Here is a 24,461-nt window from a genome sequence, read left to right on the forward strand (position 1 = left end):
CCATTGACGGACGTAAAGCGCGTATGAACCCAGGACGGGTTCGCCGTATTCAGCGTCCGTTGTGGCTCATCACCGGCGCGTGTTGCCTGATGTTCGTTCAATCATCCGGGGCCGGCGATCTGCCGCCGCCACCGAGCGGCATGGAGGCCGTGAGTGATGCACAGTTGTTTCTGGAACTGGTGGTCAACCAAATGAATACCGGTCGCGTAGTGGCGGTGCAGCAGCGCGACGGGCGCCTGTTTGTGCCGGCGACCGCGTTGCGCGAAACCGGCATGAAGTTGCCCGACAGCCTTGGCGTCGAGGTCGACCTCGAGAGCCTGGCGGGGTTGCACAGTGATTACGACAGCGTCGGTCAGCGTCTGCTGCTGGATGTGCCGCCGGACTGGCTGCCGGAACAATTCATCGGCAATCGTCAGGCTTACCCGCGCACCCCGGCGCTGAGCAGTTTCGGCGCGCTGTTCAACTATGACCTGTACCTCAACGACACCGACGATGCTGGCACTTATCTGGCTGCGTGGAACGAAGTGCGGCTGTTCGACAGTTGGGGCACGTTGTCCAACACCGGGCAATACCGGCGCACCTTGTCCGGTGACTCGCTGAGCACGCTGGACAACGGTTACCTGCGTTACGACACCACTTGGCGTTATTCCGATGATGAGCGGATGCTCACCTACGAGGCCGGCGACGTGATCAGCGGAGCGTTGCCGTGGAGCAGTTCAGTGCGTCTGGGCGGCGTGCAGTTCTCGCGGGACTTTGCCGTGCGCCCGGATCTGGTGACTTATCCGTTGCCGCAATTTGCCGGGGAAGCGGCGGTACCGTCCTCGGTGGACCTGTTCATCAATGGCTACAAGTCCAGCAGCGCAGACTTGCAGCCGGGGCCTTACACGCTGACCAATATTCCGTTCATCAACGGCGCTGGCGAGGCGGTGGTGGTGACCACCGATGCACTGGGCCGGCAAGTGTCGACCACGGTGCCGTTCTATGTCACCAGCACTTTGCTGCAAAAAGGCTTGAGCGACTTTTCCGTGGCCGCCGGTACGTTGCGCCGCGACTACGGCTTGAAGGATTTCAATTACGGGCCGGGCGTCACCTCCGGCAGTCTGCGGTATGGCGTCAGTGACAGTTTCACTCTGGAAAGCCATGCCGAAGCGGCCGACTCGCTGACACTGGGCGGCCTCGGCGGCAACCTGCGGCTGGGCAATTTCGGCGTACTCAACAGCGCCATGAGTCAAAGCCGCTTCGACGGCGAGGGCGGTCAGCAACTAAGCCTGGGTTATCAGTACAGCAATCAGCGCTTCAGCTTTTCGTACCAACGCCTGCAACGCCATGATCAATACGCCGACCTCAGCGTGGTCGACAGCCCCTATATCAGCCTCAGCCGGCGCAGTGAACAGGCGACTCTGAGCCTGAACCTTGATCGCTGGGGCAGTCTCGGCGCCGGTTATTTCGATGTGCGCGCGGCGGACGATTCGCGCACGCGGCTGCTCAACCTCAGTTGGAGCAAACCGCTGTGGCGCAGCAGCAGTTTTTACCTGTCGGGCAACCGTGAGATTGGCGACAGCAACTGGGCGGTGCAGGCGCAACTGGTGATCCCGTTCGACTTGCGCGGTAGTCTGGCGATCAGCAGCGATCGCAGTAAAACCGGGCAGAGCCAGCAACGGGTCAACTACAGTCGCGCGGTACCGACCGAGGGCGGCGTGGGTTTCAACCTGGGCTACGCCAAAGGTGACGGCGCCGATTATCGTCAGGCCGACGTCACCTGGCGCCTGCAATCGGTGCAGTTGCAGGCAGGTGTCTACGGCACCGCCGACGCGGAAACCCGTTGGGCCGATGCCAGTGGTTCGCTGGTGTGGATGGACCGACAGGTGTTCGCCGCCAACCGTATCGACGACGCGTTTGTAGTGGTCAGCACCGAGGGTTTCGCCGACATTCCGGTGCGCTACGAAAACCAGCAGGTTGGCCAGACCGACAAGAACGGTCATCTGCTGGTGCCCTGGAGCAGCGCTTATTACCGGGGCAAGTATGAAATTGATCCATTGAATCTGCCGGCCAATGTACGCAGTCCCAACGTCGAACAGCGTATTGCCGTGCGCCGTGGCAGCGGTTATCTGCTGGAGTTTCCTCTGACCCGGGTGATTGCTGCGAGCATCGTGCTGGTCGATGCGCAACAACGCGAATTGCCATTGGGCGCGGGCGTGCTGCATGAGCAGAGCGGCGCGCGAACAGTGGTCGGTTGGGACGGGCTGGTGTATCTGGAAAACCTGCAGGCGCAGAACTCGCTGCACGTGACGCTGGCCGACGGCAAGACCTGTCAGGCGCAGTTCAGCGTCGACCTGAATCAGGACCAGGTGCCGTTGATTGGCCCGTTGGTGTGTCAATGATCCACGCAGGATTGCTTTTGTTGCTGGCGCTGATATTGCCGGGAGCAGCACAGGCCGCGTGCTCGGTGGTCAGCACCACGCCAGCGGCGTTCGGCACGCTCAGTTCGATCGCCGTGCGCACGACTTCGCAGCCCAGTTCCACGCTCAATGCCGGTTTGAGTTGCACCGGTTCGCTGCTGTCCCTGCTGACCAGCAACGATCACTTCTGGGGCACTGTTTCTTCGACTCAGGGCGGTCTGGTCGGGCCGACCGGCGATGTCATCAATTACACGATCTACGCCAACAACAGCACCAGCTACCCGCTGACTCGCGGCACTGCCTATGACTTTGCGCGCAACGGCATCATCGATGCCTTGGGCCTGCTCAACGGGACAACGCCGAAAACGGTGCCGCTCTATCTCGCTACGACCATTGGCAGCAACGTTGCCGCCGGGGTGTACACCGAGACCCTGAGCATTTTCTGGAACTGGAACTACTGCTCGGGGATCGGCATCGGCGCCATTTGCGTCGGCCGCGATATCGCCAACGGCACGACTTCGTTGACGGTGAACATGACGGTGTCCAATGACTGCACGATCACTGCGCCGAACATCGCATTCGGCAGCGCACCGGTGGTCAGCGCGTTCACGCCAGTGACCGGGCAAACCATCAATCTGGCCTGCACCAAGGGCAGTGCCTATACGGTGGGGCTGAGCGACGGGCAGAACGCGGTGAGTGTCGGCGGGCGGCGGCGGATGATTTCCGGGAGCAATTATCTGGCCTATGACATTTTCAAAAGTGCCGGCACCACGCGCTGGGGCAGTGTCGGCGCGGCGCGGCGGGCGAGTACCGATGCCGAGGTCAATCCGGGTAACGGCCTGGGCACAGGCAGCCAGATTTTCAACTACAACGCGAAGATCTACACCGACCAGACCACACCGCCGGCGGGCACTTATCTGGACAACGTGGTGCTGGATGTGGGTTTCTGAGCCTGATGCTGATCCCTCGTGGGAGCGAGCTTGCTCGCGAAAGCGGTGTGTCATTCAACAAAGATGCTACTGATCCGGCGCCTTCGCGAGCAAGCTCGCTCCCACAGGGGAGAGACGGTTTTATCAGAATTGCAGCGATTGCTTGAGCTGTTGCGCCGCCGGTGTATCGACCGGGCTGACCATCGCGTAGTTGTACCCGCCGCCCGACCAGTACTCGGCCTGCAAATCGCCATCACTGCGCGAGCCGCGCGGCAAAAAGGTGTTCTTCGGCCCCGGCGGGCGCACGTAGAAACTCACTTTGTGGCCGCTGCCATCCTCGTACATCACCATCGCTGCCGGACCTTCGTCGGTGCTGAGCAGGCGTCCGCTGACCGGTTCGAACCCGGCCGCCTTCAGATCAGGCAAGCGACTGGCGCGGGTGAAATAGCGATCGAGCCAGCGTTGCATGTCGCCGTCATTGTCGACCTGGTAATCGGCCGGCAACATGCCTTGCTGGGCAATCAAGCGATACGCCTGCAAGGCGTCGGTCATCGGCAACATGGCCGGGCGCACGAGGGTCATTTCCCGGGCCTGCCAGCCGCTGAAGCCGCCGACGCTGACCGCAATCAACAGCACCGCGGCACTGGCCAGATGCCGCCGTGCCTGGCGTTGGCGGCGCTGGCGAATCATCGCCGGGTCAAGCGCCGGATTGGCCGGTTGCTGCAATGCACCGCTCAGTGCTGCGCGCAGTTGCTGGGCATCCTGTTGCCAGGCGCGAACCTGCGCCGCTTCATCCGGGTGACTGGCCAGCCAGGTCTCCAGCACACGCCGGTCGGCATCGCTGAGCTGGTGGTCGACATAGGCGTGCAGGTCACGCTCGTTGGGGGGCAGATTGATCATTTGAGTATCCGCAAAGAAGGGCTGCTGATTTCGCCGTCGCTGAGTTGGCGCAAGGCCTGGCGAGCGCGGGACAGGCGCGACATCACGGTGCCGATCGGGGCACCGAGAATCCCGGCGACCTCTTTATAGGAAAGGCCTTCCACCGAGACCATCAGCAGCAGGGCGCGCTGTTCGGTGGGCAGGCGGTCGAAGGCTTGCAGGGTCGACTGAGCAATGACGGTGCGCTCCACCGAGGGTTCGGTATCGTCGCGACCGGTAAAAAATTCGAGCATTCGTGCATAGCGTCGGGAGCGGCGATGGGCGTCGAGAAACTGCCGATAGAGGATCGCAAACAGCCAGGCACGCAGGTCGCCGTCGGCGCGTTTATCGCCCCAACTCGACAGGGCACGCTCCAGGCTGGCCTGCACCAGATCGTCGGCACTGCTGCTGTTGCGTGTCAGTGACACGGCAAAGCGGCGCAATCTGGGAATGATTTCTCTCAACTGTTCGTCGAATTCGCTCATGAATTTCTGCTAGTCACTACGCTGTGGACTAGGGAGACGCCCGTCGTTGGAGGTTATTCCACGTTCGGAAAAATAAATACCGTCGCGTGGAATAAACCCGCACGAGGCGCGTCTTGCTGATTCTTCCTACTTGTGGCCGATGGCCCCGGAGTTTTTCATGGTTGATCGTTCATCACCCGAGGCTGCACCGCCCGGCGGGCCGCAACGCCCGCCATTGAGTGCCGCGAGCCTGATCCTGCGTCTGGGCGGCATTGCCGTGGTAGTCGCTGCGGTAGCCGGGGCGTTTGCCTACGTCCACGGTAACTTTGACCCACAACGCCTGACGCCAAAAGCGCTGGTCGATGTGCTGGAGAAGAACAACGGCGTGCACCCCGGGTTTCGCCGTAACCATGCCAAAGGCGTGTGCGTGATCGGGCATTTCGAGAGCAGTGGCGAGGCACGGGTGTTTTCCACCGCACAGGTGTTCAACGAGCCGCAGACTCCGGTCGTGGGGCGTTTTGCGCTGCCGGCGGGCAATCCGTATGCACCGGACAGCAGCGTGCCGATTCGCAGTCTGGCGCTGCGCTTCACCCAGGCCAACGGGCAGCAGTGGCGCACCGGGATGAACAGCATGCCGGTGTTCCCGGTCGGTACGCCTGAAGCGTTTTATCAATTGCAGCAGGCGCAATTGCCGGATCCGGCCACCGGTAAACCTGATCCAGCCAAAGTCCCGGCGTTCTTCGCTTCGCACCCGGAAGCCGTGCCGTTTTTGAGCTGGGTGAAGACGGCCAAACCTTCGGCCAGTTATGCCACCGAAACCTACAACAGCGTCAACGCATTTTATCTGGTCGACGCCAGCGGTAAAAAGCAGGCCGTACGCTGGAGCATGACGCCGTTGGCGCGCGATGCTGCGGGTGCCAGTGCGCCTGAAGGGGGCGACTTCCTTGAGAAGGATCTGGTGCAACGCTTGGCAGCTGCGCCGCTGCGTTTTCAATTGAATATCACCCTGGCCAATCCGGATGATCCGGTGAATGACGCCAGCAAGACCTGGCCCGAGGGCCGCAAAGTGTTGAACGCCGGGACATTGGTGCTGGAGAAAACCCAGCCACAACTGAGCGGCGAATGCCGTGACATCAATTATGACCCGCTGGTGCTGCCGGCCGGGATTCAAGGTTCCGACGACCCGTTGCTCGCAGCCCGCTCCGCCGGTTATGCCAATTCCTACCTGCGGCGCACCAGCGAAGTCAGCCAGTTGCCCGCCGCCAAACAGGAGGCTCGCCCATGAGCACTCAACCGACGCATTTCGCCCTGTTGGCGCGGCTGCTGCACTGGTTGATGGCGGTCATGATCATCGCCATGCTGTTTATCGGCGCCGGCATGGTCACCTCGGTGTCCGAGCGGCATGAATGGCTGATCCATCTGCATAAACCGCTGGGTATCGCGATTCTGGCGCTGGTAGTTGTGCGTTTGCTGGTGCGGCTCACCACGCGCCAGCCGCCGCTGCCAGCCGATCTGCCGGACTGGCAAGTGCTGGCGGCCAAGGCTTCGCATCTGCTGCTGTATGCGTTGATGCTGGTGTTGCCGTTGCTGGGTTGGGCGCTGATCAGCGCTTCGGGTGAACCGGTGATGCTCAGCACAACGCTGCAGTTGCCGGCGATCGTTCCGGCCGATGCGCAGTTGTTCGCGTTATTGCGCAAAGCTCACGGGTATCTGGCCTATCTGCTGTTCCTGACAGTGCTGCTGCACCTGGCGGCGGCGCTGTTCCATGGCTGGATCCGCCGCGACCAGGTGCTCGACAGCATGTTGCGCGGTCGCGATCGCGGTTAACCGGCTTGCGTGGCGCACCGTATCGGCGCGCCGCGTTTCAGGGTCAGCCACCAGTACGCCAGCGCGACAGCGTTGATGCCGGCGCCGAGCAGGCACACGCCGATCCAGCCGGCCCAGGCGTACATCGCGGTCGAACCGATGGAACCGAGCGCGCTGCCGATCGAGTAAAACAGCATGTAACCGGCGGTGAGACGGCTTTGCGCTTCCGGGCGTACGCTGTAGATCATGCTCTGGCTGGTGACATGCACGGCTTGCAGACCCAGGTCGAGGGTGATTACGCCGAGCAGCAATGCCCATAGCGAGGATTGAGTCAGGGCGATCGGCAGCCACGAAGCAAGCATCAGCAACAGCGAAAGACCGCTGACCCATTGACCGAGTCCGCGATCAGCCAGATGCCCGGCCCGCGCGGCCGCCAGTGCACCGGCGGCGCCGGCGAGTCCGAACAGGCCGATTTCACTGTGCGACAGGGACAGTGGCGGCGCGGCCAGTGGCAGCACCATCGGCGTCCACAACACCATCGCGCTGGCGAAAGTCAGCAATGCGAGAATCGCGCGCTGACGCAATACCGGTTCTTCTTTGAACAGGCTGAATACCGACGCGATCAGCGCAAGGTAGCGAGTCTGCGGTTGTGGGGCTTCATGCCTGGGCAGTACGCGAAACAGCAGCAACGCCATCAACAGGGTCAGCCCGGCTGACAAAAAATAAATGGCTCGCCATCCGGCCAGATCGGCCATGCCGCCGGCGACCGTGCGTGCCAGCAAGATGCCGACGACGATGCCGCTGGTAACAACTCCGACCACGCGCCCGCGTTGGGCCGGGATCGCCAGCGTTGCGGCGTAAGCCACCAACACCTGCGTGACCACGGCGAGCAGGCCCGTCAAGGTCATGCCGAGCAGCAGCCACGCACTGTTGGGCGCGAGCGCAATCATCAATAACGCTACAGCCGACAGCAGTGTTTGGCTGACGATCAATTTGCGTCGGTTAAGCAGGTCGCCAAGGGGAACCAATAACACCAGACCGATGCCGTAGCCGATTTGCGTCAGGGTGATGACGATGCCGATGGTCGCCGGCGATATTGCAAATGCCTCGGCCATCGCGTCCAGCAATGGCTGGGCGTAATACACATTGCCCACGGCCAGACCGCAGGCCACAGAGAACAGCAATACGGCACTGCTTTTGAGAGGTTTCATATCCCGGATCCTTTTAGGTTTTAAAATAAAACCTTGATCACGGTATTGATTAAGGTTTTATTTTGCAACCTGTTTGCGCGAGATTGTGAATGGCAGAAACAAAAGATCGCAGACAAGCTGCGATCTTTTACAGGACGGAGGCGGGGATCAGCGCAGGGTATCAACCATGTCAGCGATGGTCGTCAGCACGTCTTTACCCAACTGTTTGGAGCGTTTGCCCGACCAGCCGGTGACTTTGTCGGGATGATCGTCGTGATCCTTGAACGGCATTTCCAGGGTCAGCGACAGGCAGTCATATTTCTGCCCGACGCTGTTGCACGCCAGGGTCATATTGGCCTGGCCCGGTTCGTCGCGGGTGTAGCCGTACTGGGTCTGGAAATCTTTGGTGGTGTGTTTCAGGTGATTGCGGAAATGCTCTTCGAGCTTCTCGATACGCGGCGTGTAGCCCGGATTGCCTTCGCAGCCGGCGGTGAATACGTGAGGAATGGTTTCATCGCCATGGGCGTCCAGAAACAGATCGACGCCGTATTTTTCCATTTGCTGCTGGACGAAAAGCACCTCGGGACTGATTTCCTGGCTGGCGTTCTGCCAGGCGCGGTTCAAATCCTGGCCCATGGCATTAGTGCGCAGGTGGCCGTGAAACGCGCCGTCCGGATTCATATTCGGCACCAAGTACAGGTCGGCGCTGGCAAGCAGCTTGTTCAGCACAGGATCATCGTGCCTTTCCAGGCGCTCGATCACGCCTTCCATGAACCATTCAGCCATGTGTTCGCCCGGATGTTGCTGAGCGATGATCCAGATTTTGCGTTGGCCTTCGGCGCCGGTGCCTTTGCGCAACAACTGAATGTCGCGACCTTCGACGCTTTTACCGGTTGCCAGCAATTCGGTACCGGCCTTCGTCAGCGCCTGCTCGATCAGCCAGTCGTGACGGCCACGGCTGTAGGGTTCGAAATAGGCGAACCAGGCGTGGGTCTGGGTGGCTTCGAGGCAAAAGCGCAGGCAGTCGCCTTCGTAGATAGTCGGTACGCGGAACCAGTTGACGTGGTCGTAGGACGCTACGGCCTGATAACCGGGCCAACCCTTGCTGTAAGTAGATTGGCTGGCGTTGTTCAGGCGGAACCAATGTTCCTGGCCGACATGCAGGCCGCTGGCCTTGAAGTGGAACCACTGAAAATGAGCACTGCGGGTATCCGGGCGAATGGCCAGGACCGGATTGAGTGGATTGCTGATGTCGATGACTTGGATGTTGCCGCTGTCGAAGTTGGCGCTGATGTCGAACGAGGATTTGGCCACGGTCATAATCGATTCCTGAATATGATTTTTATGGCGGTTACTTTACACGCAGGCAGGGCTGAAACCGAGGGGAAATGCGGGGTTGTGGCGGGGGCGTCCTCCATGACGCGCAGGCAGCTTAGAGATTGTGCGATTGATTCTCAAGTGCTAATTGTCATTAGTTTGCCCCAATGTGGCCGGGCTTCGCTTGCCAAGAGATATTCTTTTGATATTATCCGCGCCATTGAATTTGCGGCACCTGAAGACTTCATTAGCCTGAAGCCATAAGTCCGAAAAACGGGCAAAAAAAGACCCGGCAAAAAGCCGGGTCAAAAACCGTGATTAGCCTGATGAGGAGATAGTCCAGAAGACCGACCTAAGGTCTCTGGTCCATCGACTGATCTCGCGACCAGCTGCTTGCAATAATAATCATTATCATTTGCAAGTCAAATGTTTTTATCTGCGCGACGGGAAAATTCTTTCCTGTCCGTCGTTACTGCGTTCCTCAAGCTTCATCGCCATCGAGCGAATGGTCGACCATCGCCCGCGCCATATCCACCATGTGCACTACTGAAAATGCCAGATCGCGACTCGCGCCTTGCAGATTTTCGGCTGCCTTGAACGCCGTTGCCGCCGCACAGCGCAACAGGTCCGAGGCGTGCACCAGCGCTTCTTCGCCACTGAGATGGCGCCTGACATCGAAAAAGCGCTCGTCGACCTCAGTTTCTGACACAGCTGGTTTCAAGTAATAGTCCAGCGCCCGCTGTGCCGCCGCATTACCCTGGGGCGAGGTGAAGGTGGTGTCCATTTGCAGATCGGGCAAGTCTTTGCTGCTGATATTCATGATGACGGGGCACTCCTTGATCGATTGAAAATCCGTGCTTTCAGGATAGTACCCTCTGTAGTTGTGACGAGAATTTAAATACTACAATATGTGTTTTGTCGGCCGAAGGCGTCCACGTAAGGTGCTGCACATGGATAAATGGATTGAGTTGGTCAAGGCCAAGATGAGTGAACTCAAAATCACTCAAACAGAGCTCGGAGAGCGCGTCGGCATGTCCCAGGGCGGGATCGGTCATTGGCTGAACAAGCGTCGCGAACCGGGTATCACTGAAATGAACCGCGTGCTGCAAGCGCTGGGCATGGATTTCCTCGAGGTGGTGCTGGTGATCCGTGAACCGCAACCAACGCCGGACGACGAGATGCCGTTGGCGCAGAAGTACAACCCGTACTTCCGCTACCCGGTCAGTGATTGGCAGACGACATGCGAAGTGCGCGAAAGCGATTCGGCGCCCTACGACAAGGCACCAGGCAAACAGCGCTTCGAATTGACGGACTACCACGCGCGCGGCCCGGCGTTCTGGTTGACGGTGACGGGGGATTCGATGACCGCACCCAGTGGCCAGAGCATTGCCGAAGGCATGCTGATTCTGGTTGACCCGGCGGCCGAAGCGGTGCCTGGCAAACTGGTGATCGCGCAATGGCCTGACAGCACTGAGGCCATTTTTCGCAAACTCGACGAAGAGGGCGGCCAGCGTTACCTGGTGCCGCTCAATCCGACCTGGCCGAAAGCCCTGCTGACCGATGAGTGTCGAATCATCGGCGTTGTGGTGCAGGCCACGGCGCGCTACTAGTCAGATCGATCCTCGCCAAGCGCAGGATCGATCCTCCCGTTCACACGTCTTCCAGTTCAACCAAGGCGCTGCCTTCGCCAACCATTTCGCCTTCCTGGCAATACAGCGCTTTGATCACCCCCGCATGTGGCGCACGGATGCTGTGTTCCATCTTCATTGCTTCCAGCACCACCAGTTGCGCACCTGCCTCAACTGATTGTCCGGCCTCGACCAGCACGCGAACAATGCTGCCGTTCATCGGCGCGGTCAGACCGCCCTGATGACTGTGTCTGGCCTCGACGGCGCTGATCGGGTCGTACGTCTCGATGCGCCGCAACTCGCCGTCCCATTGCAGGTACAGCGCATCGCCCTGGCGAATCGCACGCAACGTACGACGGACGCCCTCGCTCTCGACGATGAGTGCTTCACCGGACAGTTTGGCGTGGTCAGCGGCATTCAGCGTCAAAGCTCGATCCTGTCCCTCGCAAAGCAAGTGCAGGGTGATTTCTTGCGGCAACCCCGCACGCAAGCCGCTATTGAGTGACCACGGCGAAGCAGGATCATCCTCACGCACCAATGGCGGCAGACTCTGAACCACCGCTTGAGCCGCGGCGTCCCAGAACGCATCGCTCAACATCCCCGCAGCAGGCAGCAGTTGCTCCTGATAACGTGGAATAAACCCGGTATCCAGTTCCGCGGCCGCAAATGCCGGGTGCGCGATAATCCGCCGCAAGAAATTGATGTTGGTTTTCAAACCGCCAATCGCGAACTCGTCGAGCATGCTCAACAAGCGCAACCGGGCCTGTTCGCGATCCTCGCCCCAGGCAATCAACTTGCCGAGCATCGGGTCGTAGAACGGCGAAATTTCATCACCTTCTGCAACCCCGCTATCGACCCGGCGCCCTGGCCCTTCGGCCGATTCGCGATACAACGCCAGACGTCCGGTCGCCGGCAGGAAGTCATTCGCGGGATCCTCGGCGTACAAGCGCACTTCAATCGCATGGCCGTTCAACGGCACTTGCTCCTGAGTGATCGGCAACGCTTCACCCCGAGCAACACGGATCTGCCACGCCACCAGATCAAGACCGGTAATTGCTTCCGTCACCGGGTGCTCGACCTGCAACCGCGTGTTCATCTCCATAAAGAAGAATTCACCACGCGCATCCAGCAAAAACTCCACCGTACCGGCGCCGACGTAACCGATCGCCTGCGCCGAACGCACGGCCGCTTCACCCATCGCCCGCCGCAGTTGCGCGGACAGGCCAGGTGCCGGCGCTTCTTCGACGACTTTCTGATGGCGCCGTTGAATCGAGCAATCCCGTTCATTGAGGTACAGGCAATTGCCATGCTGATCGGCGAACACCTGAATTTCCACGTGGCGCGGCTTGAGCAGGTATTTCTCCACCAGCATCCGCGAATCGCCGAACGATGACTGCGCTTCACGCTGAGCCGAGGCGAGGGCTTCGGCCAACTGGCTCACGTCCTCGACCACTTTCATGCCTTTGCCACCGCCACCGGCCGTGGCTTTGAGCAGCACTGGATAACCGATGCGTTCACAGGCGTCCCGGAAGGTATCGAGGTCCTGCGCTTCGCCGTGATAACCCGGCACCAGTGGCACACCAGCAGTTTCCATCAGCGCTTTAGCGGCAGATTTACTGCCCATCGCATCGATAGCCGAGGCGGGCGGACCGAGGAAAATCAGCCCGGCCGCTTCGATGGCGCGAGCGAATCCGGCGTTTTCCGAAAGAAACCCGTAACCGGGATGAATCGCCTGCGCGCCACTGGCCTTGGCCGCCGCGATCAGTTTGTCGATTTGCAGATAACTGTCGGCCGCTTTGCTGCCACCGAGATCGACGCGAATGTCCGCTTCACGGCTGTGCCGCGCCTCGCGGTCGGTAGCGCTGTGCACGGCGACCGTGGTCAGGCCCAAGGCTTTGGCGGTGCGCATCACGCGGCAAGCGATTTCGCCACGGTTGGCCACCAGCAGGGTGGTGAGAACAGGTACGCTCATCAACGCGGCTCCTGGGTGGTGGATGCGGCTTGCCAGCTCGGCGGACGCTTTTGCAGAAAGGCGCGCAAGCCTTCCTGGCCTTCAGGGCTGACGCGGATGCGGGCGATGGCATTTTCGGTATAGCGGCGCAGCGCCGGGGTCAACGCGCCATTGCCGACTTCACGCAGCAAATCCTTGCTGGCGCGCATGGCGGCGGGGCTGTTGAGCAACAGGTTGTTGATCCACTGTTCGACTTGCTGATCAAGTTCAGCGGCGGGATAGCTTTCGGACAACAAACCGATTTCCCGCGCGCGTTGGCCGCCAAAACGTTCGGCGGTCAGCGAATAACGCCGCGCCGCTCGCTCGCCGATAGCCTGTACAACGAACGGACTGATCACCGCCGGTGCCAGACCAATGCGCACTTCCGACAGGCAGAATTGCGCATCGTCGGCGCCAATCGCCATGTCGCAGCAACTGATCAACCCCAGCGCGCCGCCGAACGCTGCGCCTTGCACCACGGCAACCGTGGGGATTTTCAGCTTGGCGAGGTTGTACATCAGTTCGGCCAGTTCACGGGCGTCATCGAGGTTGGTGTGGTAATCGAGTTCGGCTGATTGCTGCATCCACGCCAGATCAGCTCCGGCACTGAAATGCTTGCCACGGCCACGCACCAGCAAGAATCGCAGGCTGGCGTCGCTGGCGACTTTGTCCAGCGCCAGGATCAACTCGCGGATCATCTCAGCGTTGAAGGCGTTGTTCTTTTCCGCGCGGTTGAGCCACAGCGTCGCGAAACCGCGCGGGTCGCTGTGCAGTTCGAGGGTGTTGAAATCACTCATGAGATTCTCCCGATCACATCCGGAACACGCCGAAGCGGCTCGGTTCGATTGGCGCGTTCAGCGACGCGGACAAGGCCAGGGCCAGCACATCGCGGGTCTGCGCCGGGTCGATGACGCCGTCGTCCCACAGCCGTGCGCTGGAATAATAGGGGTGACCCTGCTCTTCGTATTGATCGAGGATCGGTTGCTTGATCTCGGCCTCCTGCTCGGCACTGAATGTCTGACCGCTGCGCTCTGCCTGTTCGCGCTTGACTTGCACCAACACGCCTGCCGCCTGTTCGGCGCCCATTACACCAATGCGCGCATTCGGCCACATCCACAGGAAACGCGGGTCGTAAGCACGCCCACACATGCCGTAGTTACCGGCGCCGAAGCTGCCGCCAATGATCACGGTGAATTTCGGCACTTTCGCGCATGCCACCGCCGTTACCAGTTTCGCGCCATGCTTGGCGATGCCGCCGGCTTCGTATTTCTGGCCGACCATGAAACCGGTGATGTTCTGCAAAAACAGCAGCGGAATGCCGCGCTGGCAGGCCAGTTCAATGAAGTGCGCGCCTTTCTGCGCGGCTTCGGCGAAGAGGATGCCGTTGTTGGCCAGAATCGCGATCGGGTAGCCGTGCAGATGCGCAAAGCCACAGACCAGAGTAGTGCCGAAAAGCGCCTTGAATTCATCGAACACTGAACCGTCGACCAACCGCGCAATCACTTCGCGCACGTCGAACGGCTGCTTGGCGTCGGCCGAGACCACGCCGTACAACTCATCGCTGGCGTACAGCGGAGCAATCGGCGCACGTTGCTGCACTTCACCGAGCTTGCGCCAGTTCAGGTTGGCGACGCTGCGGCGGGCGAGGGCGAGGGCGTGTTCGTCGCTCTCGGCGTAATGGTCGGCGACCCCGGAAATCTTGCAGTGCACATCGGCGCCGCCCAGATCCTCGGCACTGACTACTTCACCGGTCGCGGCTTTTACCAGCGGCGGCCCGGCAAGAAATATGGTGGCCTGATTGCGCACCATGATTGCTTCGTCGGCCATCGCCGGCACGTACGCGCCGCCGGCAGTGCAGGAGCCCATGACCACGGCGATCTGTGGAATACCCATCGCGCTCATGTTGGCCTGGTTGAAGAAGATCCGCCCGAAGTGTTCGCGATCCGGGAATACTTCGTCCTGACGCGGCAAGTTGGCACCGCCGGAGTCCACCAGATAAATGCACGGCAGACGATTTTGCTGGGCGATGGTCTGCGCGCGCAGGTGTTTTTTTACGGTCAACGGATAGTAAGAGCCACCTTTCACCGTCGCATCGTTGGCGACGATCATGCATTCGACGCCTTCGACCCGACCGATCCCGGCAATCACACCGGCGGCCGGGACGTCTTCGCTATACACGGCGTGGGCTGCCAGTTGGCTGATTTCCAGAAATGGCGAGCCCGGATCAAGCAAGCGGTTGATGCGCTCGCGCGGGAGCAATTTACCGCGCGAGGTGTGGCGTTCCTGGGCTTTCGCGCCGCCACCCTGCGCCACTTGGGCGAGCAGGGTGTGCAGGGCGTCGACCTGTTTAAGCATCGCCGCGCTGTTGGCAGCGAACTCCGCCGAACGAGGATTGAGCTGAGTGTGCAAGGTAGCCATGGCCAGCTCCGTTTAGCGGGTTTCGTTGAACAGTTCGCGACCGATCAGCATGCGACGGATCTCACTGGTGCCGGCGCCGATTTCGTACAGCTTGGCGTCACGCAGCAGACGGCCCGCCGGGAATTCGTTGATGTAACCGTTACCGCCGAGAATCTGGATCGCGTCGAGAGCCATTTGCGTGGCGCGCTCGGCGGTGTAGAGGATTACCCCGGCGGCGTCTTTACGGGTGGTTTCGCCGCGCTCGCAAGCCTGCGCTACTGCATAGAGATAGGCGCGGCTGGCGTTGAGTTGGGTGTACATGTCGGCGACTTTGCCCTGGATCAACTGGAACTCGCCGATGCTCTGGCCGAACTGTTTGCGGTCGTGGATGTACGGCACGATCAGGTCCATGCACGACTGCATGATCCCGGTCGGGCCGCCGGACAGCACGACGCGCTCGTAATCGAGACCGCTCATCAGCACTTTCACGCCGCCGTTGAGCACGCCGAGGATGTTTTCTTCCGGCACTTCAACGTCATCGAAGAACAGCTCGCAGGTGTTGGAGCCGCGCATGCCGAGCTTGTCGAACTTGTTGCTGCGGCTGAAGCCTTTCCAGTCGCGCTCGACGATAAACGCGGTGATGCCGTGCGGGCCTTTTTCCAGATCAGTCTTGGCGTAGATCACGTAGGTATTGGCGTCGGGGCCGTTGGTGATCCAGGTTTTGCTGCCGTTGAGGACGAATCGATCGCCGCGTTTGTCGGCGCGCAGTTTCATCGAAACCACATCGGAACCGGCGTTCGGCTCGCTCATGGCGAGAGCGCCGACGTGTTCGCCGCTGATCAGCTTCGGCAGGTATTTGTTCTTCTGTTCGTGGTTGCCGTTGCGGTTGAGCTGGTTGACGCAAAGGTTCGAGTGCGCGCCGTAAGACAACGCTACCGAGGCCGACCCGCGACTGATTTCTTCCATCGCCACTACGTGCGCCAGATAACCCAGGCCGGCGCCGCCGTATTCCTCCGGCACGGTAATGCCGAGCAGACCCATGTCACCGAATTTGCGCCACATGTCGGCGGGGAACAGGTTGTCGCTGTCGATCTGCGCCGCACGCGGAGCGATCTCCTTGGCGACAAAGGACTGAACCTGATCGCGCAGCATGTCGATGGTTTCACCGAGGGCGAAGTTCAGGGAGGGATAGCTCATGGGGCACCTTTTGGCTTTTTTGTAGGGTGGGGAGAGCGGTCAATCAGCTCTCACCTTTACGTTAACGTAAGCCTGCGATGGATGGCTGTCAATCACCCTTTACGTTAACGTCAACTTGAGCGAGAGTAAGGACAGTTCAAGATTGAAACGGAGCAGACCTCTTGGGAGCGAGCCTGCTCGCGAAAGCGTCAGATCAGTCAACACGGATGTTGAATCTGCTGGCCTCTTCGCGAGCAAGCTCGCTCCCACAGGGAATGAATCCGGCAAAACCCACTAATAAAGACAATAGGGGTCGTCATGGATCAACCTAGTGCAAACCCGCAGCGCAGTTACACCCGCGGTTCTCAGGACAAAGCCTTGCTGGCGATGACCATCGGGCAGAAGTTCGACCAGACTGTCGCGCAGTATCCCGACGGCGAAGCGCTCGTCGTGCGCCATCAGCACCTGCGCTATTGCTGGCGACAACTGGCCGATGCGGTGGATCTGCATGCCAGAGCGTTGCTCGCCTTGGGTTTACAGGCCGGTGACCGGCTCGGGATCTGGGCACCAAACTGCGCGCAGTGGTGCATCACCCAAGTCGCTACGGCGAAAATCGGCGTGATCCTGGTCAACATCAACCCGGCCTACCGCAGCTCCGAACTCGAATACGTGCTCAAACAATCCGGTTGCCAATGGCTGGTTTGCGCCGGGGCGTTCAAATCGTCCGACTACCACGGCATGTTGCAGGGACTGGTGCCGGAGCTGGCCGAGCAATCCATCGGCCAACTGCGCAGCGAGCGGCTGCCGGAATTGCGCGGAGTGATCAGCCTCGACGCGCAACCCCCGTCCGGTTTTCTGCCGTGGTCGCAACTGACCGATCTGGCCGCCAGCATCTCTCCCGAGCAACTGAACGAACGCAGCGACAGCCTGCACTTCGATCAACCGGTGAACATCCAGTACACCTCCGGCACCACCGGTTTCCCCAAGGGCGCAACCCTCAGTCACTACAACATCCTCAATAACGGTTACATGGTCGGCGACAGCATCGGCCTGACCCCGCGCGATCGTCTGGTGATCCCGGTGCCGCTGTATCACTGCTTCGGCATGGTCATGGGCAATCTCGGCTGCATCACCCACGGCAGCACGATGATTTATCCCAGTGACGCATTCGATCCGTTACTGACCCTGCAAACCGTCGCCGAGGAAAAGGCCACCGGGCTGTATGGGGTGCCGACCATGTTCATCGCCATGCTCGACCATCCGCAACGCGCCGAATTCGATCTGTCGAGCCTGCGCACCGGGATCATGGCCGGTGCGACGTGCCCGATCGAAGTGATGCGCCGGGTCATCAGCGAGATGCACATGAGTGAAGTACAGATCGCCTATGGCATGACCGAAACCAGCCCGGTGTCGCTGCAGACCGGGCCGAACGACGAGCTGGAATTGCGCGTGACCACCGTCGGCCGCACCCAGCCACAGCTGGAAAGCAAAATCATCGACGAGGCCGGCAATCTCGTGCCACGCGGCACCATCGGCGAACTGTGCACCCGTGGTTACAGTGTAATGCTCGGTTACTGGAACAATCCGCAGGCCTCCGCTGAAGCCGTCGATGACGCGGGCTGGATGCACACCGGCGACCTGGCGAGCATGAACGAGGAGGGTTACGTCAACATCGCCGGGCGTAACAAGGACATGATCATTCGTGGCGGCGAGAACATTTACCCGCGCGAACTGGAAGAGTTTTTCTTCACCCACCCGGCGGTGGCGGATGTGCAGGTAATCGGCATTCCGTGCTCGCGTTACGGTGAAGAGATCGTTGCCTGGATCAAATTCCACCCCGGCCACAGCGCTTCGGAACTGGAGCTGCAGGCCTGGTGCAAGGAACGCATTGCGCACTTCAAGACGCCACGGCACTTCAAGTTCGTCGAGGAGTTTCCGATGACGGTCACGGGCAAGGTTCAGAAATTCAGAATGCGTGAGATCAGTATCGAAGAACTGAAAACAATCGAGCGTTAACCGCAACCACTGTGGGAGCGAGCTTGCTCGCGAAGGCGTCAGATCAGCCAATATCTTTGTTGATGACACACCGCATTCGCGAGCAAGCTCGCTCCCACAGGGGGGATAAGCGGTGTTGGAAAGAGGAATCACAGAAAGCACAAAGGGGAGCCGAGGCTCCCCTTTAATTTTGTCGTCGCGTGCTCTTTTTTATTATTGAGGGTCGGTCTGTTGTTGTTTTTGGCAACCGTGGCCCTTTACCGCTGTTTTGGGCGACCCCCATCCGGGATCAAGAGCAAACGTATTTTTTTGAGCGCTGATCTGCTTTCTCGCCAAGCGATCCAACCGATTCGGGAGCTACCTGAAGGTAGTTTTATTGTTCTCTGCCCGGTTGCGGGTCACTCCTGAGAGCACCCTGAAAAGCACACCTTCTCCAAAAAAATCTGTTAGCTGCGTCTCTGCCGTGTTGTTTTTGTTATGTCAGAGTCGGTACGTTTTGTTTTTATTGGTTTGCTGCTTTTTATTCTTGTTATGCCATAGAGATAGCAGAAGCCGTGCCAACTTTTAAAAATCCTTTTAAATCAGCATCTTAAAAAATATCGAGGATTTTCATCCTGGCAGAACCAGACAATTTGTTTCCGTGTTACTCGCTTCAACCCACCTTCCGGACACAGCGGTAACACCTTTGCCCCTCACTGTGCGCTACGAGCCTTGGCCACGCGCGAACCGGTCGGGCGACCGAGTACCGCGCTGATCTGCTGACCCGCGGCAATCAAGGCGTCCAGGTCGATACCGGTCTCAATACCCAAGCCGTTGAGCAGGTACACAACATCTTCGGTGGCAACGTTACCGCTCGCGCCTTTGGCGTACGGGCAGCCGCCGAGGCCCGCGATAGAGCTGTCGAACACCGAAATGCCTTCGAGCAGGCTGGCGTAGATGTTGGCCATGGCCTGGCCGTAAGTGTCGTGGAAATGCCCGGCGAGCTTGTCGCACGGAACCTGCGCCGACACCACTTCGAACAAGCGACGGGTCGCGCCCGCTGTGCCGGTGCCGATGGTGTCGCCCAACGAAACTTCGTAGCAGCCCATCGCGTACAACTCACGGGCGACCATCGCCACTTGCTCCGGCGCGACCGTGCCTTCGTATGGGCAACCGAGCACGCAGGACACGTAACCGCGCACGGTAACGCCGTGCTGCTTTGCGGCTTCCATGATCGGTGCGAAGCGCGTCAGGCTTTCGTTGATCGAGCAATTGATGTTGCGCTGCGAGAAGGCTTCGGAGGCGGCGGCGAAGACGGCGACTTCCTTGACCCCAGCGGCGATGGCATCTTCAAAGCCACGCAGGTTCGGCGCCAGTGCACCGTAGGTCACGCCGGGTTTGCGCTGGATCTGCGCGAATACCTCGGCAGAACCGGCCATTTGCGGCACCCATTTCGGAGAGACGAAACTGCCGACTTCTATATAGCCAAGGCCGGCGGCGCTGAGGGCATCGACCAGTTGCACCTTGTCGGCCACGCTGATCGGTTGGGCTTCGTTCTGCAGGCCATCGCGCGGGCCGACTTCGATCAGGCGTACTTGGGAGGGGAGGGACATGGGCTGACCTGCTCAAATTTCTGAGTGAAATGAGGAACCCTTGTGGGAGCGGGCTTGCTCGCGAATGCGGTGTATCAGAAACATATTTGTCGACTGGTAAATCGCATTCGCGAGCAAGCCCGTTCCCACAAGGGATGGTGTTCGATCCGTTAGATCGCCTGCTGGCTCTTGAGGGTTTGTTCAAGCGCCTGCACGCAACGTTCTTCGGCGGTATCGAGTTCCAGCTTCATTTGTTCGATATCCAGCAACTGTTGCTCAAGCTGTTCGCGGCGTTCGCTGATTTTCGCCAGCATGCTGTTGAGCTGTTTCGTGTTTCCGCTGGACGGGTCGTAAAGCTCGATCAGCTCTCGGCATTCGGCCAGCGAAAAGCCGATGCGCTTGCCGCGCAGAATCAGTTTCAGGCTGACCTTGTCGCGTGGTGAATAGATGCGTTCCTGGCCACGGCGCTCAGGGCTGAGCAGGCCTTGCTCTTCATAAAAGCGGATCGCCCGGGTGGTGATGTCCAGCTCGCGGGCGAGGTCGGAAATGCTGTAGGTCTGGCTGCTCATGAAAGCGCTCGAAAAAAGGTTCTGGCGCTAAGCTAATGGCAGGTTGACGTTTACGTCAAGCAGGATGATTTGTGTTGTATTTGATGGCCCCTTCGCGAGCAAGCCCGCTCCCACATTTTATTGCATTCCATCTGGAGGAACGCGGTCAACTGTGGGAGCGGGCTTGTCTCCGGGCGGCGTTCCGACGAAGAACGATGACGCGGTAAAAAGCCCTACACCTTATCCAGCTTTTTCTCCTGTGCTGTCACCTGCTGGCACAACTCGATCATCTGCTCGCGCATCCAGCGATTCGCCGGATCCTGATCGGTGCTTTCATGCCAATACAGATGCGTCTCCACTGGCGGCACATCATTCACCGGCAGGTTAAACGCCTGCAGCTCATGGCGACGGGCAAAGCGCTCCGGCACGGTCATGACCATGTCGGTCTGCTGCATCACCTGCGACGCCATCAAATAATGCTGCGAGCGCAGGGCGATCTTGCGCTGAATGCCCATTTTGCCCAGCGCCAGATCGACATAACCCAAACCGCTGCGACGGCTGGAAATATGGATATGGGTCAGCGACAGATAATCATCCAGCGAGAGTTTTTCCTTGCCTGCCATCGGATGGCCCTTGCGCATCGCACAGACGTAGCGGTCTTCCATCAGTTTGACGTGACGCACTTGCGGGTCGGTGTTGAGCGGCGCATCCACGGCAAAATCCAGACGCCCGGCGGCCAGTTCTTTGGTGGTCTCGCGGCGTTTGGACAGAAAACTTTCGATGATGACGGTCGGCGCCAGACGGCGCAGGCGCTGGAACAGCGGCGGCAGAATCACCGCTTCGGTGAGGTCGGTCATGCTGATGCGGTAGGTCTTGACCGCTTGCGCCGGGTTGAAGATGCGGCTTTCCTGCACCGACACACGCAGCAGCGACAGGGCGTTGCGCACCGGACCGATGATGTTCTGCGCCATCGGCGTCGGCACCATGCCTTGAGCCGTGCGCACGAAGAGCGGGTCGTTGAAGGTCTCGCGCAGCCGTGCCAGGGCGTTGGACACCGCTGGCTGGGTGATGCCGACGATCTGTCCGGCGCGGGTCAGGTTGGCTTCGGTATAGATCGCGTCGAAGACGATGAAAAGGTTGAGGTCGACCTTGCTCAGATTCATAACGCGGCTTCTCTTGTTATTAAGTGCAAGTGTTTTGGGGCTGACGATCAGCGGATCATATATCGGTGATGAATGTTTATACACGCCGAGAATAGGCTAGGTAAATTATCAACGCTGTTCTAGCATCGATTGCATGACTTAAACAACCTCTGCCAAAGAAGGTAATTGCTCATGGATTTCGCTTATTCGCCCAAGGTGCAAGAACTGCGTGAGCGCGTGACCGCGTTCATGGACACTTACGTTTACCCGGCCGAAGCGGTGTTCGAGCGCCAGGTCGCCGAAGGCGATCGCTGGCAGCCGACCGCGATCATGGAAGAGCTCAAAGCCAGGGCCAAGGCCGAGGGGTTGTGGAATTTGTTTCTGCCTGAGTCTGAGCTGGGCGCTGGCCTGAGCAACCTCGAATACGCGCCGTTGGCGGAAATCATGGGCCGTTCCCTGCTGGGGCCGGAGCCGTTCAACTGCTCGGCACCGGACACCGGCAACATGGAAGTGCTGGTGCGCTACGCCAACGAAGAGCAAAAACAGCGCTGGCTCGAACCGCTGCTGCGCGGTGAGATTCGCTCGGCCTTCGCCATGACTGAACCGGATGTTGCTTCGTCCGACGCGACCAACATGGCTGCCCGCGCCGTGCGTGATGGCGACGAGTGGGTGATCAACGGCAAAAAATGGTGGACCTCCGGCGCCTGCGATCCGCGCTGCAAGATTTTGATCTTCATGGGCCTGAGCAATCCTGATGCCCCGCGTCACGCGCAGCACTCGATGATCCTCGTGCCGGTCGACACCCCCGGGGTGAAAATCGTCCGTCCGCTGCCGGTGTTCGGCTACGACGACGCGCCGCACGGCCACGCCGAGGTGTTGTTCGACAACGTGCGTGTACCGTACGAAAACGTCCTGCTCGGTGAAGGCCGCGGTTTCGAAATCGCTCAGGGACGTCTTGGCCCGGGCCGGATTCACCACTGCATGCGCTCGATCGGCATGGCTGAACGGGCACTGGAGTTGATGTGCAAACGTGCGGTGAGCCGCACGGCGTTCGGCAAGCCGCTGGCGCGTCTGGGCGGTAACGTCGACAAGATCGCCGACTCGCGGATGGAAATCGACATGGCGCGCCTGCTGACGTTGAAAGCGGCATACATGATGGACACCGTCGGTAACAAAGTGGCGAAGAGCGAGATCGCGCAGATCAAAGTCGTCGCGCCGAACGTGGCATTGCGCGTGATTGATCGGGCGATCCAGATGCATGGCGGGGCAGGGGTGTCGAACGATTTCCCGTTGGCCTACATGTACGCCATGCAACGTACTTTGCGCCTGGCCGACGGCCCGGACGAAGTGCACCGCGCGGCAATCGGCAAGTTCGAGATCGGCAAGTATGTGCCGAAGGAAATGCTGCGTAGCGGTCATTAAGACCGCGTCGCCTGCTTCGCGAGCAAGCTCGCTCCCACATGGGATCGCATTCTTCCAATTGGAATGCGGTTAAATGTGGGAGCGAGCTTGCTCGCGAAGGGGCCGGAACATTCAGTACATAACCATCAGGCTCAATACACCCAAACCTCAACCCGCCGATTCTTGATCCTGCCCTCATCCACAGTGTTCGCCGCCACCGGCATCAACGCGCCAAAGCCGCGCACCTCGCGCAATACCACGCCGTTTTTAACCAACTCCCGCCGCACTGCCATCGCCCGCAGCTTCGACAGCAGATCCGCCCGCGCCGGGTCATCCTTGGCATCACCAAAACCCACCAGCGTCACCGCACGCTCGGTCTTGTCGTGGCGCTTTATATAGTCCAACACCCGCGCCAGGTCCTGACGTGCCTTGTTATCCAGCGTCGCGCTGCCTTCTTCAAAACGGAAATTCACCGTCAGACGCTGGGCGTGACGGCTGAGGGATTGATAGCCCTCGGGCATCAGCGCATTCGGTGCGACGCTCATGGCGTGCACGGTCTGGCTGATAAAACCGTTGGCGGCCACAATCGCCTGACCCTGACGACTTTGTGCAAACGTCACCAAGGCTTTCGCCCACGGATTGCTACTGTCGGGCGGCAGATAGAAGAACAAGCGCCGCGACAGTGGATAGTCTTCGGTAGCGATCAGGCTGTTGAGCGGCAGCATCGACTGCGACGCGCCATCGGCAATCGCCACGGCTTTGGCCTGACGCACGTAAGGCAAACCGATGAAGCCAATGCCCTGTGGATCCGCGCTGACGGCGTCGGATAACTGCTCGCTGGATTCAAATCTTTTCGCAGCGTTGCTCAGACTTTTCCCGCGACGATTGAGGACCAGTTCCTTAAACGTGTCGTAGGTACCGGACTGATCATCCCGTGCATATAAATGAATCGCGCCGCCGCGACCGCCGAGGTCTTCCCAGGTTTTCACTTCGCCGGCGAAGATCCGCGCCAGTTGCTCGGTGTCGAGTTGCTGCAGTGGATTGTCGGGATGAAGGATGATCGCCAGGCCATCGATGGCGATGACTTGTTCAGCAGCGGCGCTTTTCAGATCGCCCAGTGACTGCAGGGTTTGCAGCTCACTGTCCTTGATCTCGCGAGAGGACGCGGCCAGGTCGGCGCTGGCGTTTTTCAACGCGGTGAAACCGGTGCTGGAACCGTGGGCGGCGACTTCAACGACCATGCGTTTACCTTCGCTGGTCTGGCCTACGATGCGCAATTCATTGGTAGTGTCTAGTGTTTCGCGGTGGATTTTCAGCAAGCCTTGCTCTTGCAGCAAGCCTTCAACCAGTGCCGGACCGAGTTCGGCGCCGATGGTGTTGGAGCCCTGAATGCGCAATGCCGGGCCGTTTTCAGGAAGGGGCAGGGCGGCGGCAGAAACCGTCAGCCAGGCACTCAAGAGAAAAACGCACAGAACACGCAGGGTCATGCCGGCACCGAATCAAGCCAAGGGGATTGCCGGGGAGATTAAGTCAGGCGCATGACCGAAAGATGACAACTAACCAATGTAGGAGTGAGCCTGCTCGCGATAG

At 59.8% G+C, this 24,461-nt stretch carries 20 protein-coding genes; 7 read left to right on the plus strand and 13 right to left on the minus strand.

The genetic code is table 11. The features are described 5' to 3' along the window. The first annotated feature begins 23 nt into the window (after positions 1-23). Both ACM6IV_RS05375 and ACM6IV_RS05380 read left to right on the plus strand, forming a co-directional pair. Positions 24-2,381, plus strand: a complete 2,358-nt coding sequence (locus ACM6IV_RS05375) for a fimbria/pilus outer membrane usher protein (RefSeq protein WP_414869038.1) — start codon at positions 24-26, stop codon at positions 2,379-2,381. Beyond that, positions 2,378-3,349 (plus strand): spore coat U domain-containing protein, encoded by a 972-nt coding sequence (locus ACM6IV_RS05380; RefSeq protein WP_414869039.1) that lies wholly within the window; start codon positions 2,378-2,380, stop codon positions 3,347-3,349. Before ACM6IV_RS05375 ends, ACM6IV_RS05380 begins: the two co-directional genes overlap by 4 nt. A 123-nt stretch (positions 3,350-3,472) precedes the next feature. On the opposite strand, the gene ACM6IV_RS05385 is transcribed toward ACM6IV_RS05380, so the two are convergent. Together ACM6IV_RS05385 and ACM6IV_RS05390 are read right to left on the minus strand one after the other, a co-directional pair. Further along, positions 3,473-4,228: an anti-sigma factor family protein gene (locus ACM6IV_RS05385; RefSeq protein ID WP_414869040.1), complete on the minus strand. Its 756-nt coding sequence runs from the start codon at positions 4,226-4,228 to the stop codon at positions 3,473-3,475. Further along, on the minus strand, positions 4,225-4,731 hold the full coding sequence (locus ACM6IV_RS05390) for a sigma-70 family RNA polymerase sigma factor (protein ID WP_414869041.1): 507 nt from the start codon (positions 4,729-4,731) through the stop codon (positions 4,225-4,227). Before ACM6IV_RS05390 ends, ACM6IV_RS05385 begins: the two co-directional genes overlap by 4 nt. 157 nt (positions 4,732-4,888) lie before the next feature. Between ACM6IV_RS05390 and ACM6IV_RS05395 the strand changes: the two genes are divergently transcribed. Together ACM6IV_RS05395 and ACM6IV_RS05400 are read left to right on the plus strand one after the other, a co-directional pair. Next, entirely contained in the window at positions 4,889-5,995 is a 1,107-nt protein-coding gene (locus ACM6IV_RS05395) for a catalase family peroxidase (protein WP_414869042.1), read from the plus strand. Further along, positions 5,992-6,537, plus strand: a complete 546-nt coding sequence (locus tag ACM6IV_RS05400) for a cytochrome b (RefSeq protein WP_414869043.1) — start codon at positions 5,992-5,994, stop codon at positions 6,535-6,537. The genes ACM6IV_RS05395 and ACM6IV_RS05400 overlap by 4 nt, the downstream gene beginning before the upstream one ends. Here the strand turns inward: ACM6IV_RS05400 and ACM6IV_RS05405 are convergent. The 3 genes from ACM6IV_RS05405 to ACM6IV_RS05415 form a co-directional block, all read right to left on the minus strand. Next, positions 6,534-7,727 carry an MFS transporter gene (locus ACM6IV_RS05405; RefSeq protein ID WP_414869044.1) on the minus strand — a complete coding sequence of 398 codons (1,194 nt, stop codon included), beginning with the start codon at positions 7,725-7,727 and terminating at the stop codon, positions 6,534-6,536. The genes ACM6IV_RS05400 and ACM6IV_RS05405 overlap by 4 nt on opposite strands. A gap of 147 nt (positions 7,728-7,874) precedes the next feature. Next, positions 7,875-9,026 (minus strand): M14-type cytosolic carboxypeptidase, encoded by a 1,152-nt coding sequence (locus ACM6IV_RS05410; protein ID WP_414869045.1) that lies wholly within the window; start codon positions 9,024-9,026, stop codon positions 7,875-7,877. A gap of 478 nt (positions 9,027-9,504) precedes the next feature. Next, entirely contained in the window at positions 9,505-9,843 is a 339-nt protein-coding gene (locus ACM6IV_RS05415; protein WP_414869046.1) for a DUF6124 family protein, read from the minus strand. Positions 9,844-9,973: 130 nt separating this feature from the next. Here ACM6IV_RS05415 and ACM6IV_RS05420 point away from each other — a divergent pair, with 130 nt between their 5' ends. Beyond that, entirely contained in the window at positions 9,974-10,633 is a 660-nt protein-coding gene (locus tag ACM6IV_RS05420; RefSeq protein ID WP_414869047.1) for a LexA family protein, read from the plus strand. A 40-nt stretch (positions 10,634-10,673) separates the two neighbouring features. Here the strand turns inward: ACM6IV_RS05420 and ACM6IV_RS05425 are convergent, their stop codons facing one another. From ACM6IV_RS05425 to ACM6IV_RS05440, 4 genes are read right to left on the minus strand one after another with little or no spacing between them, the layout of a single operon-like run. Next, the gene (locus ACM6IV_RS05425; protein ID WP_414869048.1) at positions 10,674-12,623 is read right to left on the minus strand and encodes an acetyl/propionyl/methylcrotonyl-CoA carboxylase subunit alpha; all 1,950 of its coding nucleotides are present in this window, start codon (positions 12,621-12,623) and stop codon (positions 10,674-10,676) included. Further along, positions 12,623-13,438, minus strand: a complete 816-nt coding sequence (locus tag ACM6IV_RS05430) for a gamma-carboxygeranoyl-CoA hydratase (protein WP_414869049.1) — start codon at positions 13,436-13,438, stop codon at positions 12,623-12,625. The genes ACM6IV_RS05425 and ACM6IV_RS05430 overlap by 1 nt, the downstream gene beginning before the upstream one ends. A 13-nt stretch (positions 13,439-13,451) precedes the next feature. Further along, the gene (locus ACM6IV_RS05435) at positions 13,452-15,059 is read right to left on the minus strand and encodes a carboxyl transferase domain-containing protein (protein WP_414869050.1); all 1,608 of its coding nucleotides are present in this window, start codon (positions 15,057-15,059) and stop codon (positions 13,452-13,454) included. Between the two features lie 12 nt (positions 15,060-15,071). Further along, the gene (locus ACM6IV_RS05440; RefSeq protein WP_414869051.1) at positions 15,072-16,235 is read right to left on the minus strand and encodes an isovaleryl-CoA dehydrogenase; all 1,164 of its coding nucleotides are present in this window, start codon (positions 16,233-16,235) and stop codon (positions 15,072-15,074) included. A gap of 297 nt (positions 16,236-16,532) precedes the next feature. Here ACM6IV_RS05440 and ACM6IV_RS05445 point away from each other — a divergent pair, with 297 nt between their 5' ends. Next, positions 16,533-18,230: an AMP-binding protein gene (locus ACM6IV_RS05445; protein ID WP_414869052.1), complete on the plus strand. Its 1,698-nt coding sequence runs from the start codon at positions 16,533-16,535 to the stop codon at positions 18,228-18,230. A gap of 671 nt (positions 18,231-18,901) precedes the next feature. Here ACM6IV_RS05445 and ACM6IV_RS05450 read toward each other — a convergent pair. The 3 genes from ACM6IV_RS05450 to ACM6IV_RS05460 form a co-directional block, all read right to left on the minus strand. Further along, positions 18,902-19,801, minus strand: a complete 900-nt coding sequence (locus ACM6IV_RS05450) for a hydroxymethylglutaryl-CoA lyase (RefSeq protein WP_414869053.1) — start codon at positions 19,799-19,801, stop codon at positions 18,902-18,904. A 149-nt stretch (positions 19,802-19,950) separates the two neighbouring features. After that, positions 19,951-20,349, minus strand: a complete 399-nt coding sequence (locus ACM6IV_RS05455; protein ID WP_042559912.1) for a MerR family transcriptional regulator — start codon at positions 20,347-20,349, stop codon at positions 19,951-19,953. 212 nt (positions 20,350-20,561) lie between these two features. After that, positions 20,562-21,491, minus strand: coding sequence for a LysR family transcriptional regulator (locus ACM6IV_RS05460; RefSeq protein WP_016986544.1), 930 nt, complete (start codon positions 21,489-21,491; stop codon positions 20,562-20,564). Positions 21,492-21,662: 171 nt separating this feature from the next. Here ACM6IV_RS05460 and ACM6IV_RS05465 point away from each other — a divergent pair, with 171 nt between their 5' ends. Next, the gene (locus tag ACM6IV_RS05465) at positions 21,663-22,892 is read left to right on the plus strand and encodes an acyl-CoA dehydrogenase (RefSeq protein ID WP_414869054.1); all 1,230 of its coding nucleotides are present in this window, start codon (positions 21,663-21,665) and stop codon (positions 22,890-22,892) included. A 131-nt stretch (positions 22,893-23,023) separates the two neighbouring features. Here the strand turns inward: ACM6IV_RS05465 and ACM6IV_RS05470 are convergent, their stop codons facing one another. Continuing rightward, positions 23,024-24,358, minus strand: coding sequence for a substrate-binding domain-containing protein (locus ACM6IV_RS05470; protein ID WP_414869055.1), 1,335 nt, complete (start codon positions 24,356-24,358; stop codon positions 23,024-23,026). Positions 24,359-24,461 lie beyond the last annotated feature (103 nt).

It is taken from the genome of Pseudomonas sp. IT-347P (assembly GCF_949768005.1).
Taxonomy (GTDB): domain Bacteria; phylum Pseudomonadota; class Gammaproteobacteria; order Pseudomonadales; family Pseudomonadaceae; genus Aquipseudomonas.